General features: G+C 64.5%; 17 protein-coding genes and 1 tRNA gene. 2 read left to right on the plus strand and 16 right to left on the minus strand.

From position 1 onward, the window contains the following. Positions 1–5: 5 nt before the first annotated feature. On the plus strand, positions 6–242 hold the full coding sequence (locus tag HWX14_RS34545; protein ID WP_175886575.1) for a hypothetical protein: 237 nt from the start codon (positions 6–8) through the stop codon (positions 240–242). An 82-nt stretch (positions 243–324) separates the two neighbouring features. Here HWX14_RS34545 and HWX14_RS34550 read toward each other — a convergent pair. From HWX14_RS34550 to HWX14_RS34580, 7 genes are all read right to left on the minus strand, one after another. Further along, a tRNA-Thr gene (locus HWX14_RS34550) sits at positions 325–400 on the minus strand. A gap of 18 nt (positions 401–418) precedes the next feature. Further along, positions 419–940 carry a ClpXP protease specificity-enhancing factor gene (locus tag HWX14_RS34555; RefSeq protein WP_027809263.1) on the minus strand — a complete coding sequence of 174 codons (522 nt, stop codon included), beginning with the start codon at positions 938–940 and terminating at the stop codon, positions 419–421. 71 nt (positions 941–1,011) lie between these two features. Beyond that, a complete protein-coding gene (locus HWX14_RS34560) occupies positions 1,012–1,623 on the minus strand; it encodes a glutathione S-transferase N-terminal domain-containing protein (RefSeq protein ID WP_006400565.1) in 612 nt (203 codons plus the stop codon). Between the two features lie 94 nt (positions 1,624–1,717). Further along, positions 1,718–2,476, minus strand: a complete 759-nt coding sequence (locus HWX14_RS34565) for a cytochrome c1 (RefSeq protein WP_175886576.1) — start codon at positions 2,474–2,476, stop codon at positions 1,718–1,720. Between the two features lie 21 nt (positions 2,477–2,497). Next, positions 2,498–3,880, minus strand: a complete 1,383-nt coding sequence (locus HWX14_RS34570) for a cytochrome bc complex cytochrome b subunit (protein WP_175886577.1) — start codon at positions 3,878–3,880, stop codon at positions 2,498–2,500. Next, positions 3,880–4,500 carry a ubiquinol-cytochrome c reductase iron-sulfur subunit gene (petA, locus tag HWX14_RS34575; protein ID WP_175886578.1) on the minus strand — a complete coding sequence of 207 codons (621 nt, stop codon included), beginning with the start codon at positions 4,498–4,500 and terminating at the stop codon, positions 3,880–3,882. The genes HWX14_RS34570 and petA overlap by 1 nt, the downstream gene beginning before the upstream one ends. A 218-nt stretch (positions 4,501–4,718) precedes the next feature. Then, complete coding sequence (locus HWX14_RS34580) at positions 4,719–5,465, minus strand: Nif3-like dinuclear metal center hexameric protein (protein WP_175886579.1); 747 nt, start codon at positions 5,463–5,465, stop codon at positions 4,719–4,721. Between the two features lie 21 nt (positions 5,466–5,486). Here HWX14_RS34580 and HWX14_RS34585 point away from each other — a divergent pair, with 21 nt between their 5' ends. Then, entirely contained in the window at positions 5,487–6,692 is a 1,206-nt protein-coding gene (locus HWX14_RS34585; protein WP_175886580.1) for a Do family serine endopeptidase, read from the plus strand. A 201-nt stretch (positions 6,693–6,893) separates the two neighbouring features. On the opposite strand, the gene tatC is transcribed toward HWX14_RS34585, so the two are convergent. The 9 genes from tatC to hisA form a co-directional block, all read right to left on the minus strand. Continuing rightward, positions 6,894–7,682, minus strand: coding sequence for a twin-arginine translocase subunit TatC (tatC, locus tag HWX14_RS34590; protein WP_175886581.1), 789 nt, complete (start codon positions 7,680–7,682; stop codon positions 6,894–6,896). A gap of 41 nt (positions 7,683–7,723) precedes the next feature. Beyond that, the gene (tatB, locus tag HWX14_RS34595; protein ID WP_175886582.1) at positions 7,724–8,257 is read right to left on the minus strand and encodes a Sec-independent protein translocase protein TatB; all 534 of its coding nucleotides are present in this window, start codon (positions 8,255–8,257) and stop codon (positions 7,724–7,726) included. A 26-nt stretch (positions 8,258–8,283) separates the two neighbouring features. Continuing rightward, positions 8,284–8,514, minus strand: a complete 231-nt coding sequence (gene tatA / locus HWX14_RS34600) for a Sec-independent protein translocase subunit TatA (RefSeq protein ID WP_006477115.1) — start codon at positions 8,512–8,514, stop codon at positions 8,284–8,286. Positions 8,515–8,608: 94 nt separating this feature from the next. Then, a complete protein-coding gene (locus tag HWX14_RS34605; protein WP_027783360.1) occupies positions 8,609–8,974 on the minus strand; it encodes a histidine triad nucleotide-binding protein in 366 nt (121 codons plus the stop codon). A 31-nt stretch (positions 8,975–9,005) separates the two neighbouring features. Continuing rightward, entirely contained in the window at positions 9,006–9,398 is a 393-nt protein-coding gene (locus HWX14_RS34610; protein WP_175886583.1) for a hypothetical protein, read from the minus strand. Positions 9,399–9,468: 70 nt separating this feature from the next. Continuing rightward, positions 9,469–9,834, minus strand: coding sequence for a phosphoribosyl-ATP diphosphatase (locus tag HWX14_RS34615; protein ID WP_011546603.1), 366 nt, complete (start codon positions 9,832–9,834; stop codon positions 9,469–9,471). Further along, a complete protein-coding gene (gene hisI / locus HWX14_RS34620) occupies positions 9,831–10,247 on the minus strand; it encodes a phosphoribosyl-AMP cyclohydrolase (protein WP_011546604.1) in 417 nt (138 codons plus the stop codon). The genes HWX14_RS34615 and hisI overlap by 4 nt, the downstream gene beginning before the upstream one ends. After that, positions 10,247–11,020 (minus strand): imidazole glycerol phosphate synthase subunit HisF, encoded by a 774-nt coding sequence (gene hisF, locus HWX14_RS34625; RefSeq protein ID WP_006751800.1) that lies wholly within the window; start codon positions 11,018–11,020, stop codon positions 10,247–10,249. The genes hisI and hisF overlap by 1 nt, the downstream gene beginning before the upstream one ends. Before the next feature lie 106 nt (positions 11,021–11,126). Beyond that, on the minus strand, positions 11,127–11,882 hold the full coding sequence (gene hisA / locus HWX14_RS34630) for a 1-(5-phosphoribosyl)-5-[(5-phosphoribosylamino)methylideneamino]imidazole-4-carboxamide isomerase (protein ID WP_006477123.1): 756 nt from the start codon (positions 11,880–11,882) through the stop codon (positions 11,127–11,129). Positions 11,883–11,941: the final 59 nt, after the last annotated feature.

Below are 11,941 nucleotides of genomic sequence, written 5' to 3' on the forward strand. Positions count from 1 at the left end.
GGTCCATGTCTCCTGATCGTCCGCGATGCAGTTCGATCGGCGTCGATCGCGTTTTCGAATGGAATGGATGGGAGGCGGAAGCCGATGTGTTTGCGGAAGCGAGATTCCGGGTGATCCTGCACGACGCGGGCACGGCGTCGGATGCGGTCACGCACACCCCGATCGCGACAATGCCGCCGCGGCGGGAACGTGCAACATTAGAGATGCGGCGTGACGCGGGCGTGACAAGAAAAAGCGGGTAACGACGGCGCTCGCGGCATCGCGGCGCGCAACCCCATGAACGAAAAAGGGGTTACGGAAAACTCCGTAACCCCTTTTCGGATTTGGTGCCGGCTGCAGGACTCGAACCCGCCACCTGATGATTACAAATCAACTGCTCTACCAGATGAGCTAAGCCGGCGTAGCGCGAGATTCTACCTCATTTCACGATCTTGAGGCGAGGTCTGCTGCCGCCTTTCGAGCCGTCGCCGTCGGTTTTCGGCGGTTCGTCGGCACCTTCGGACGGTTCCTCGTTCGCGCCGCTGTCGGCGACGGGCGCCAACGGCGATACGGACTCGTCACGCTGCGCGTCATCGGCCGGCACGGCGTCATCGTCGAACGCGCCCGAATCCTCGCCTTCGCCCGCGACCGCATCGACCTGGAACGCCATGCCCTGCCCGTTCTCGCGCGCATAGATCGCGAGCACGTTGGCAACCGGAATCTCGATCTTGTGCGCCTTCCCGGAGAACCGGGCCGTGAACTCGATCCACTCGTTGCCCATCTGCAACTGGCTCGTCGCCTCGAAGCTGATGTTGAGCACGATCTCGCCGTCACGCACGAACTGACGCGGCACGCGCGTCGAGTTGTCGACCCTCACCGCGATATGCGGCGTGTAACCGTTATCGGTGCACCACTCGTACAACGCGCGCAGCAGATAAGGCTTCGTTGAAATCTCTTGCATCACAATCCTCGAACCCGGAGCGGGCGCGCGGCACGCCGCGCCACCCGCTCCGTCATGCCTTCATTGCAACATTAACGACGCATGACCTTTTCGGACGGCGTCAGTGCTTCGATGTAGGCCGGACGGCTGAAGATCCGTTCGGCATACTTCATCAGCGGCGCGGCGTTCTTCGACAGCTCGATGCCGTAGTGATCCAGGCGCCACAGCAGCGGTGCGATCGCGACGTCGAGCATCGAGAACTCTTCGCCGAGCATGTACTTGTTCTTCACGAAGATCGGCGCGAGCTGCGTCAGGCGATCGCGGATCGCGAGGCGCGCCTTCTCGTGATTCTTCTCCGCCGCCTTGCCCTTCTCGTTCTCGAGCGTGCTGACGTGGACGAACAGTTCCTTCTCGAAGTTCAGCAGGAACAGGCGCGCACGGGCGCGCTGCACCGGGTCGGCCGGCATCAGTTGCGGATGCGGGAAGCGCTCGTCGATGTACTCGTTGATGATGTTCGATTCGTACAGGATCAGGTCGCGCTCGACCAGGATCGGCACCTGACCGTACGGGTTCATCACCGAAATGTCTTCCGGCTTGTTGAACAGGTCGACGTCGCGGATTTCGAAGTCCATGCCCTTCTCGAACAGCACCAGCCGGCAACGCTGGGAGAACGGGCAAGTTGTGCCGGAATACAGAACCATCATATTTGCGTTTCCTCAAAAAAGCCGAGGGCCGGCACGCGGCGCAACCCCTTTCACGGGTTCCGCCTTGCGCCGGCCCCACGCCGGTCAGGCGTGTTTACTTGATATCTTTCCAGTACGCGGCATTCAGCCGCCAGGCCAGGAAAGTCAGGACACCGAGAAAGATCAGCACCCACACGCCGAGGCGCTTGCGGGTCTGCTGGGCCGGCTCGGACATCCATGTCATATAGGCCACCAGGTCGGCCACCGCAGCATCGTAGTCGGGCGACGACAGCGTGCCCGGCGTGACCTGCTGGAAGCCGACGAGCACGTGGGCCTTCTCGCCCGTCTCCTCGTCCGTCTTGTCTTCGAATTTGGCTGCGCGCTGCCCCTGCAGCTGCCACAACACATGGGGCATGCCGACGTTCTCGAACACCGCGTTGTTCCAGCCGGTCGGCCGCGTATCGTCGCGGTAGAAACTGCGCAGATACGTGTACAGCCAGTCGCGGCCGCGCGCACGCTCCTCGACCGACAGGTCGGGCGGCGTGGTGCCGAGCCAGTTCTTCGCGTCGTCGGGCCGCATCGCAACGGACATCGTGTTCCCGACCTTGTCGGTCGTGAACAGGAGATTCGTTTCGATCTCCTTCTGGGATATGCCCAGATCCGTCAGACGGTTGTAGCGCATCAGGTTCGCGCTGTGGCAGTTCAGGCAATAGTTTACAAACAATTGCGCGCCGTGCTGAAGCGAAACGAGATTTTCCGTGTTATCGGGCGCCCGGTCGAGCGGAAAATTACCTTCCGCCCGCACGGCCGGCGCCGCCAGCAGCGCGCAGGCGGTCGCCCCGATCAGCGCGAGTGTCGAAAGCAGTTTCTTCATGTCGTTCTCTCCTCGCTCACGTTAATGGGGCTTGAAGCGCACCCGTTCCGGCGGCTGCTTGAACGTGCCAAGCGGCGTCCAGACGGGCATGCCGAGGAAGAACGCGAAGTAGATCAACGCGCAGGCCTGCGCGATCAGCGTCGCCGCCGGCGACGGTGGCCGCGTGCCGAGGAACGCGAGGGTCAGGAACGCCGCGACGAAGATCCCGAGGAACACCTTGTGGAACAGCGGCCGGTAGCGGATCGACTTCACCGGGCTGCGGTCGAGCCACGGCAGGAAGAACAGCGAGATCACCGCCGAACCCATCACGACGACGCCCCAGAACTTCGACTCCGTCAGGTACATGAACACGACGATCGCGGCGGCCAGCACCGGCAGCCCGATCTTCCACTTGCCGCGCGCGCGGATCAGCGCGAGCACGCCGAGCAGCGCGATCACGATCATCAGCACGATCTTGAACGGGTCGGTGGTCGCGCGCAGCATCGCGTAGAACGCGGTGAAGTACCAGACTGGCGCGATCTCCGGCGGCGTCTGCAGCGGGTTCGCCGGGACGAAGTTGTTCGCCTCGAGGAAGTAGCCGCCCATTTCCGGCGAGAAGAACACGATCAGCGCGAACACCATCAGGAACACGCACACGCCGAGGAAATCGTGCACCGAGTAGTACGGGTGGAACGGGATGCCGTCGAGCGGAATGCCGTTCTCGTCCTTCTTCGCCTTGATCTCGATGCCGTCCGGGTTATTCGACCCGACTTCGTGCAGCGCAACCAGGTGCGCGACGACGAGGCCGACCAGCACGAGCGGAATCGCGATCACGTGGAACGCGAAGAAGCGGTTCAGCGTGACGTCGGACACGACGTAGTCGCCGCGAATCCACAGCGACAGGTCCGGGCCGACGAACGGGATCGCCGAGAACAGGTTCACGATCACCTGCGCGCCCCAGAACGACATCTGGCCCCACGGCAGCAGGTAGCCGAAGAACGCCTCGGCCATCAGGCACAGGAAGATCGCGCAGCCGAAGATCCAGACGAGCTCGCGCGGCTTGCGGTACGACCCGTACAGCAGCCCGCGGAACATGTGCAGGTACACGACCACGAAGAACATCGATGCACCGGTCGAGTGCATGTAGCGGATCAGCCAGCCCCACGGCACCTCGCGCATGATGTACTCGACCGACGCGAACGCGAGCGTCGAGTCGGGCTTGTAGTTCATCGTCAGGAAGATGCCCGTGACGATCTGGTTGACGAGCACCAGCAGCGCGAGGGAGCCGAAGAAGTACCAGAAGTTGAAGTTCTTCGGCGCGTAGTACTCGGATACGTGCTTCTTCCACGTGGACGTGAGCGGGAAGCGCTGGTCGATCCAGCCGGTGAAACCTGTCGTGGAGACTTCCTTGTTGTCGGCGGCCATCACGCTTCTCCTTTCTCGTCCTTGCCGATCACGAGGGTCGTCGCCGACGTGAACATGTAGGGCGGGATGTCGAGATTCTGAGGCGCCGGCTTGTTCTTGAACACACGGCCGGCGAGGTCGTAGGTCGAACCGTGGCACGGGCACAGGAAACCGCCCGGCCAGTCGTCCGGCAGGTTCGGCTGCGGACCCGGCGTGAAGCGTTGGCTAGGCGTGCAGCCGAGGTGCGTACACACGGCCATCACGACGAGAATGTTCTTGCGATCGGCCCGCGACCGATATTCGTTGGCGCAGTACGCGGGCAACGGCATCGAATACGGGGATTTGGTGGTCGGATCGGCCACTTCCTTGTCGGCCTTGACCACGTCGGCCAGCATCGGATCGGTGCGATTCAGGATCCAGACGGGTTTGCCGCGCCACGGCACGGTGACCATTTCGCCGGGCTTCAGGCCGCTGATGTCGACCTCGACCGGGGCACCGGCCGCTTTCGCTTTCGCGGACGGCGCAAGCGACGCCGCGAAAGGTATGACGGTGGCTACGCCTCCCACGCCACCTGCTACGGATGTCGCAATCAGCCAGGTACGGCGGCCGCTGTCGACGCGTTTGTCTTCCTTGTCTCGCATCACACGCCCCACTTCTGAGTTGGATTTTCCGTCACGACTTTCCATTCCGCCGCTAGTTTGCGCGAATGGAGTCGCCATTTACAAGGCCCGGAGATGAAAATCCCTTCGAAGTGTTTGATAGTTAAGGGTTATCCCCCACTATCGGAGCGATTAAATCATTTCTCTTTTAAGCAGATGCTTCATAGAGAAATTTCGATGCACCGCCGCAAATCCGTCGCTCAGACCGGATTATGAATATCGATAAAAAGGTGTTCGAGATCGAATTCCTCGGACAAGTGGCGCCCCAGCGCCTGGATTCCGTAGCGCTCGGTCGCATGGTGCCCCGCCGCAACGAACGCGACACCGCTCTCCGCCGCCGCGTGCGTGGTCGACTCGGACACCTCGCCGGTCAGGAACACGTCGGCGCCGGCGTCGATCGCCGCGTCGAAATAGCTCTGCGCGGCGCCCGTGCACCACGCGATGCGGCGCAGCTGCGTGTCCGGCTCGCCGAGCACGAGCGGCGTGCGGCCGAGCGTGTGCTCGACCTTCGCGACCAAGTGCTCGAGCGTGACGGGCATCGGCAGCGTCGCCATCCAGCCGAGATCGCCTTCGCCGAACCGCTGGTCGCCGATCAGGCCGAGCTTTTCGCCGAGCTGCGCGTTGTTGCCGAACTCGGGATGCGCGTCGAGCGGCAGGTGAAACGCGAACAGGTTCAGGTCGTTCGCGAGCAGCAGCTTCAGGCGCTGGTACTTGCGGCCGGTGATCTGCGGCGCCTCGTTGCGCCAAAAATAGCCGTGATGGACGAGCACGGCGTCCGCCCCCCATTCGAGCGCGGCTTCGAGGAACGCGACCGATGCCGTCACGCCGGTGGCGATCTTCTCGATCTTCCGGCGCCCTTCGACCTGGAGGCCGTTCGGGCAATAGTCCTTGAAGCGCGCAGTTTCAAGGGTATTGTTCAAGTACAATTCAAGTTCGATCCGATCCATATAAACCTCTAATCCATTCAGATGCTTAGACGCTTCTGGCTGTTCTTCGCGCAGGCGGTGACCGTACTGCTCGCGCTGATGTTCATCGTCGTGACGCTCAAGCCGCAATGGCTGCAACGGCAAGGACAGCTCGGCAAGCAGCTCGCCACGCCGATCGTCGCGCTGCGCGAAGTCGCACCGGGCATCGGCGGCGCACCGGCGACCACGTCGTATGCCGAAGCCGCGCAGAAGGCGATGCCGGCCGTCGTCAACGTGTTCTCCAGCAAGGACGGCTCGCTGCCGCCCGACCCGCGCGCGAAGGATCCGCTGTTCCGTTACTTCTTCGGCGACCGCAACGCCCGCAAGCAACAGGACGAGCCGGCCGCCAACCTCGGCTCCGGCGTCATCGTGAGCCCTGAAGGTTACATTCTAACGAACCAGCACGTGGTGGACGGCGCCGACCAGATCGAAGTCGCGCTCGCCGACGGCCGCACGGGCACCGCGAAGGTGATCGGCAGCGATCCCGAAACCGATCTCGCGGTGCTGAAGATCAACATGACGAACCTGCCGACGATCACGCTCGGCCGCTCCGACCAGTCGCGCGTCGGCGACGTCGTGCTCGCGATCGGCAACCCGTTCGGCGTCGGCCAGACGGTCACGATGGGCATCATCAGCGCGCTCGGCCGCAACCACCTCGGCATCAACACGTTCGAGAACTTCATCCAGACCGACGCGCCGATCAACCCCGGCAACTCCGGCGGCGCGCTGGTCGACGTGAACGGCAACCTGCTCGGCATCAACACGGCGATCTACTCGCGCTCGGGCGGCTCGCTCGGCATCGGTTTCGCGATTCCGGTCTCGACCGCCCGCACGGTGCTCGAAAGCATCATCACGACGGGCTCGGTCACGCGCGGCTGGATCGGCGTCGAGCCGCAGGACGTCACGCCGGAAATCGCCGAGTCGTTCGGGCTCCAGCAGAAATCGGGCGCGATCGTCGCGGGCGTGCTGCAGGGCGGCCCGGCCGACAAGGCGGGCATCAAGCCGGGCGACATCCTGGTGAGCGTGAACGGCGACGAAATCACCGACACGACGAAGCTGCTGAACACCGTCGCGCAGATCAAGCCGGGCACGCCGACCAAGGTGCACGTCGTACGCAAGGGCAAGCAGTTCGACGTGAACGTCGTGATCGGCAAGCGCCCGCCGCCGCCGAAGCAGGCGCTCGACGAGCAGGACAGCGATAGCGAATGAGGGGCGGCGGGCGGCACATCGCCTGCCGGTCATGACGCGACGCAACGCGACGCGGAAATGCAAAAGGGCAGCCGTCGGCTGCCCTTTTGCTTTGCGTCTGACGATCGTCGTTGGCGGGAAGGTGGTTTTCTCACGCGCCGGCCGATGGACCAAACCGGGCCCCTGCAGCCTGGCCGGAAAGCCGCCCGGCACCGCGTGCCGTCAACCCGCGGCTTCGCCGTTCCCCGCCTCGCCCTCTTCCACCGGCTTCTTCGGCACGAAGAACCGCGCGGCCAGGAGCCCGATCTCGAACAGCACGATCAGCGGCAGCGCGAGCATCAGTTGCGAGAACACGTCCGGCGGGGTGACGACCGCCGCGACCACGAATGCGCCGACGATCACGTACGGCCGCATCTCCTTCAGCTTCTTCAGGGACAGCACGCCCATCCGGACGAGCAGCACGACGACGATCGGCACCTCGAACGTGACCCCGAATGCGATGAACATCCCGAGCACGAAGCTCAGGTAGTTGTCGATGTCGGTCGTCATCTCGGCGCCGAGCGGCGCGTTGTAGTGCGCCATCACGCGGAAGATCGTCGGGAACACGAGGAAGTACGCGAACGCCATCCCGCACAGGAACAGCACGTAGCTGCTGCCGACGAGCGGCGTGACGAGCTTCTTCTCGTGCTGGTACAGCCCCGGCGCGACGAACGCCCAGATCTGGTACAGCACCACCGGCAGCGCGATCACGAGCGCGACGAGCATCGTGACCTTCATCGGCACGAAGAACGAGCCGGTGACGTCGGTGACGATCATCTTGCCGTCTTTCGGCAGGTTCTCCATCAACGGCCGCGCGAGCAGCCTGAAGATGTCCGGCGCCCAGTAGACGAGCCCGACGAACACGACGATCACGGCCAGCCCCGCGCGGATGATGCGATCGCGAAGCTCGACGAGATGGGAAATGAAGGTTTCTTCCGGGGCGTCGCCCGGGTTCTGCTGGGGGTCGCTCACACCGGCCCTCGGTAGGATTGACGAGCGAGCATGCGCTCGGCTCAGAAGAAGCGCGTCGGCCGGCGCAGGCTGGCCGGCTGGTGGCGCGCGACACGCGCGGCGCCCGACTGCACGTGCGTGCGGCGGGTCGTCGCGCGCTTGTACCAGACGGGCGTCGCCGCCTGCTTGATGCGCCAGTTGCGACGCTTCGGCGCAAGCGCGGCCGAACTGCCGCTACGCCACGACGGCGCCGCAGGCGTGTCGCTGCCGTACGTGCCGGCATCGACCGAGCCTTCGTTGAGACCGCCGACCGCGGAATGCCACGTGTCGTTCAGTTCCTTCTCGTGCTCGCGCAGGTTGTCGTGAATCGTCGTCTCGACGTTGCGCGCGGCCGATTCGAAATCGGTCTTCATCGTCCGCAGCGCGTCGAGTTCGATTTCGCGCGAGACCTCGGCCTTCACGTCGTTGATGTACCGCTGCGCGCGGCCGAACAGCGCGCCTGCCGTACGCGCGACACGCGGCAGGCGCTCGGGGCCGAGCACCACGAGCGCGACGACGCCGATCAGCGCCATCTTCGAAAGACCGAGATCCAGCATCGCGAATGCCTGTCAGCGTGCCGGCGTTACGCCTTGTTCGAATCGGAACGCGTCGTTTCCTTCGCGTTGACGTCGACCGCGCCCGAACGCGGCAGTTGCTGCGCGTCGGCCGGCGTTTCGCCTTCCTTCATGCCGTCCTTGAAACCCTTCACGGCGCTGCCGAGGTCGTTGCCGATGTTGCGCAGCTTCTTCGTACCGAAAACCAGCGCGACGATCAGCAGCACGATCAGCCAGTGCCAAATGCTCAATCCACCCATGATGAAACCTCTCCTCAACCACGCCGCGGTGCGGCGCAAATCGCCGGCGACGCGCCGGCTTCGACTATCGGATGCGGGGAAACGCCCCGCGTCGTCAACCCATCCGCTGCCACGGGCGCGGGCCGGCCAGGATATGCGCGTGCAGGTGGTAGACCTCCTGCCCGCCGCCCGGACCCGTGTTGATCACCGTGCGGAAACCGGTTTCGCCGCCCGTATACGCGACGCCGAGCTGGTCGGCCAGACGCGCGACGAGCAGCATCAGCCGGCCAAGCATCGGCGCATCGGCCTCGCCCGCCGCCGACAGCGTCGGCAGGTGCCGGCGCGGAATCACGAGCACGTGCGTGTCGGCCGCCGGGCGGATGTCGCGGAACGCGACGAATTCGTCGTCCTCGTGCACCTTCGTGCTCGGGATCTCGCCCGCCGCGATCTTGCAGAACAGGCAATTCGGATCGTGACTCATGTTGCTCCTGCAAACGCCCGCGCGCGGCCGGTCAGAACCAGGCCTGCGGATCGAGCGTCTTGTTGTCGTTCAGGTACAGCCAACCCTTGATGATACGGTACAGCGTCCAGATCCATGTGACAAACATCACGACGAATCCGACCGCGACGAACATCAGCGCGAACCCGATCACGTAAGCGATCAGCGCGCGCCAGAACGTGCGGATCTGCCACTCGAAGTGATCGGCGTACGGCGTGCCGGCCACGTCGCCGCGCTTCACGTAGTTGATGATGATCGCGATGATGCCCGTGACGCCGCCCGTCAGCCAGTGAATTGCATAAAGGCCGTACAGCACGTGGGTCAGCGTGCGCAGCCCGCTCAGGCGTTCGGCATCCGCTGCTCCCGGCACCGCCGGCGTCGGAAACTCGTTCGACGTATCGTTCATGATGCTACCCCCGTTAGATGACAATTCTTACAGCTTACCGCACTGTTGCCACCGCGGCGGGGCTGGTTCGTCACCCGCCGTTTTCCTCGCGCTCGCGGCGCTTGCGCAGCGCTTTTTCCTCGATGCCCGACAGGCCTTCGCGGCGCTCGAGCTCGGCGATCACGTCGGCCGGGCTCAGGTCGAAATGCGACAGCATCACGAGGCAGTGGAACCACAGGTCGGCCACCTCGCCGACGAGCGCGCTCGGCGCGCCGCCCTGGCGCACGTCTTTCGCGGCCAGCACGACTTCCGTCGCCTCTTCGCCGATCTTCTTCAGCACCGCGTCGTCGCCCTTGTGGAACAGGCGCGATACGTACGATTGATCGGGATCGCCGCCCTTGCGGCTGTCGATCACGGCCGCGAGGCGCAACAGCGTGTCTTCGGTCGATTGCGTCATTTGTAGATGTGTTCGGGGTCTTTCAGCACCGGCTCGACCGCGACCCAGTCGCCGCCGTCCACCGTACCTTCGAATTTCTGGAAGAAGCACGAATGCCGGCCGGTGTGGCACGCGATGCCCGACACCTGCTCGACCTTCAGCAGCACGACGTCCTCGTCGCAGTCGAGTCGCACCTCGTGCACGTGCTGCACGTGGCCCGACTCCTCGCCCTTGAACCACAGGCGCTTGCGCGAACGCGAATAATAGACCGCGCGCTGCGTCTCGATCGTCTTCGCGAGCGCTTCGCGGTTCATCCACGCGAACATCAGCACGTCGTTCGTCGACGCTTCCTGCGCGATCACCGGCACGAGGCCGTTGTCGTCCCAGCGGACCTTGTCGAGCCACGCGGGCAGGGATTTCGTTTCGGTATTCATCACAGTCTCACCGGGATGCCCTGGTCGGACATGAAGCGCTTCGCCTCGCCGACCGTGTGCTCGCCGTAATGGAAGATGCTCGCGGCCAGCACCGCGTCGGCGCGGCCGTCCTTGATGCCATCGGCCAGATGCTGCAGCGAACCCACGCCGCCCGACGCGATCACCGGCACCGGCACCGCGTCCGACACGCCGCGCGTGAGCGCGAGGTCGAAGCCCGACTTCGTGCCGTCGCGGTCCATGCTCGTGAGCAGGATTTCGCCCGCGCCGAGCTCGGCCATCTTGCGCGCCCATTCGATCGCGTCGAGGCCCGTGTTCTTGCGGCCGCCGTGCGTGAACACTTCCCAGCGCGGCGTCTCGCCGTCGGCCGACACGCGCTTCGCGTCGATCGCGACGACGATGCATTGCGAGCCGTACTTGTCGGCCGCGTCGCGCACGAGCTGCGGATTCGCGACCGCCGACGAATTCATGCTGACCTTGTCCGCGCCCGCGTTCAGCAGGCGCCGCACGTCCTCGACGGCGCGCACGCCGCCGCCGACGGTCAGCGGAATGAACACCTGCGACGCGACGGCTTCGATGATCGGCAGGATCAGGTCGCGCTGGTCGGAGGTCGCGGTGATGTCGAGGAAGGTCAGTTCGTCGGCACCCTGGTCGTCGTAGCGGCGGGCGATTTCGACGGGGTCGCCGGCGTCGCGCAGTTCGACGAAATTGACGCCCTTGACGACACGCCCGGCGGTCACGTCCAGGCAGGGGATGATGCGTTTAGCTAGAGCCATGATGTTGCGCCAAATGCCGCGCTGGGACGGCCGGTTGCGGAAGCCTCGCGCGAGGCTTCCGGTCGGGGCCGCCTGCGGGCGGCCCCGGCGAACGGGACGACGGCGCTTACGCGTTGTCGAGTTCGCCGTTCAGTTCGTCCGCGCGCTTTTGCGCGGCCGCGAAATCGAGATCGCCGGAGTAGATCGCACGGCCGCAGATCACGCCTTCGACGCCGTGCTCTTCCACTTCGCACAGGCTCTCGATGTCCGTGAGGTTCGACAGGCCGCCCGACGCGATCACCGGAATGCCGACCGCCTGCGCGAGCTTCACGGTCGCGTCGATGTTGATGCCCTGCAGCATCCCGTCGCGGCCGATGTCCGTGTAGACGATCGATTCGACGCCGTAGTCCTCGAACTTCTTCGCGAGATCGATCACTTCGTGGCCGGTCAGCTTGCTCCAGCCGTCGGTCGCGACCTTGCCGTCCTTCGCGTCCAGCCCGACGATGATGCTGCCGGAGAACGCGGTGCATGCGTCCTGCAGGAAGCCCGGGTTCTTCACGGCCGCCGTGCCGATGATCACGTAGGACAGGCCGGCGTCGAGATACTTCTCGATCGTCTCGAGGCTGCGGATGCCGCCGCCGAGCTGGACGGGGATTTCGTCGCCGACTTCGTCGAGGATCGCTTCGATCGCCTCGAGATTCTTCGGCTTGCCGGCGAATGCGCCGTTCAGGTCGACCAGATGGAGCCGCCGGGCGCCGAGATCGACCCACTTGCGGGCCATCGCCGCCGGGTCCTCGGAAAAAATCGTGGCCTGGTCCATATCGCCCTGTTTGAGGCGCACACACTGACCGTCTTTGAGGTCGATGGCCGGAATCAGCAACATAGCAATCGGGTGTCGTCGTGGAAAATGAAAAGAATCAGGCGCGTACCGGCCAAACCGGT

It is taken from the genome of Burkholderia sp. BCC0044, from assembly GCF_902832955.1.
Lineage (GTDB): Bacteria > Pseudomonadota > Gammaproteobacteria > Burkholderiales > Burkholderiaceae > Burkholderia.

Coding starts and splice junctions, on each gene's coding strand:
- petA (WP_175886578.1), bottom strand. CDS start 4,500: ATGCGAGACAAGGAAGACAAACGCGTCGACAGCGGCCGCCGTACCTGG.
- HWX14_RS34555 (WP_027809263.1), bottom strand. CDS start 940: ATGCAAGAGATTTCAACGAAGCCTTATCTGCTGCGCGCGTTGTACGAG.
- HWX14_RS34545 (WP_175886575.1), top strand. CDS start 6: ATGTCTCCTGATCGTCCGCGATGCAGTTCGATCGGCGTCGATCGCGTT.
- hisA (WP_006477123.1), bottom strand. CDS start 11,882: ATGTTGCTGATTCCGGCCATCGACCTCAAAGACGGTCAGTGTGTGCGC.
- HWX14_RS34605 (WP_027783360.1), bottom strand. CDS start 8,974: ATGAGTCACGATCCGAATTGCCTGTTCTGCAAGATCGCGGCGGGCGAG.
- HWX14_RS34560 (WP_006400565.1), bottom strand. CDS start 1,623: ATGATGGTTCTGTATTCCGGCACAACTTGCCCGTTCTCCCAGCGTTGC.
- HWX14_RS34570 (WP_175886577.1), bottom strand. CDS start 3,880: ATGGCCGCCGACAACAAGGAAGTCTCCACGACAGGTTTCACCGGCTGG.
- HWX14_RS34580 (WP_175886579.1), bottom strand. CDS start 5,465: ATGGATCGGATCGAACTTGAATTGTACTTGAACAATACCCTTGAAACT.
- hisF (WP_006751800.1), bottom strand. CDS start 11,020: ATGGCTCTAGCTAAACGCATCATCCCCTGCCTGGACGTGACCGCCGGG.
- hisI (WP_011546604.1), bottom strand. CDS start 10,247: ATGAATACCGAAACGAAATCCCTGCCCGCGTGGCTCGACAAGGTCCGC.
- HWX14_RS34585 (WP_175886580.1), top strand. CDS start 5,487: ATGCTTAGACGCTTCTGGCTGTTCTTCGCGCAGGCGGTGACCGTACTG.
- HWX14_RS34615 (WP_011546603.1), bottom strand. CDS start 9,834: ATGACGCAATCGACCGAAGACACGCTGTTGCGCCTCGCGGCCGTGATC.
- tatA (WP_006477115.1), bottom strand. CDS start 8,514: ATGGGTGGATTGAGCATTTGGCACTGGCTGATCGTGCTGCTGATCGTC.
- HWX14_RS34565 (WP_175886576.1), bottom strand. CDS start 2,476: ATGAAGAAACTGCTTTCGACACTCGCGCTGATCGGGGCGACCGCCTGC.
- HWX14_RS34610 (WP_175886583.1), bottom strand. CDS start 9,398: ATGAACGATACGTCGAACGAGTTTCCGACGCCGGCGGTGCCGGGAGCA.
- tatB (WP_175886582.1), bottom strand. CDS start 8,257: ATGCTGGATCTCGGTCTTTCGAAGATGGCGCTGATCGGCGTCGTCGCG.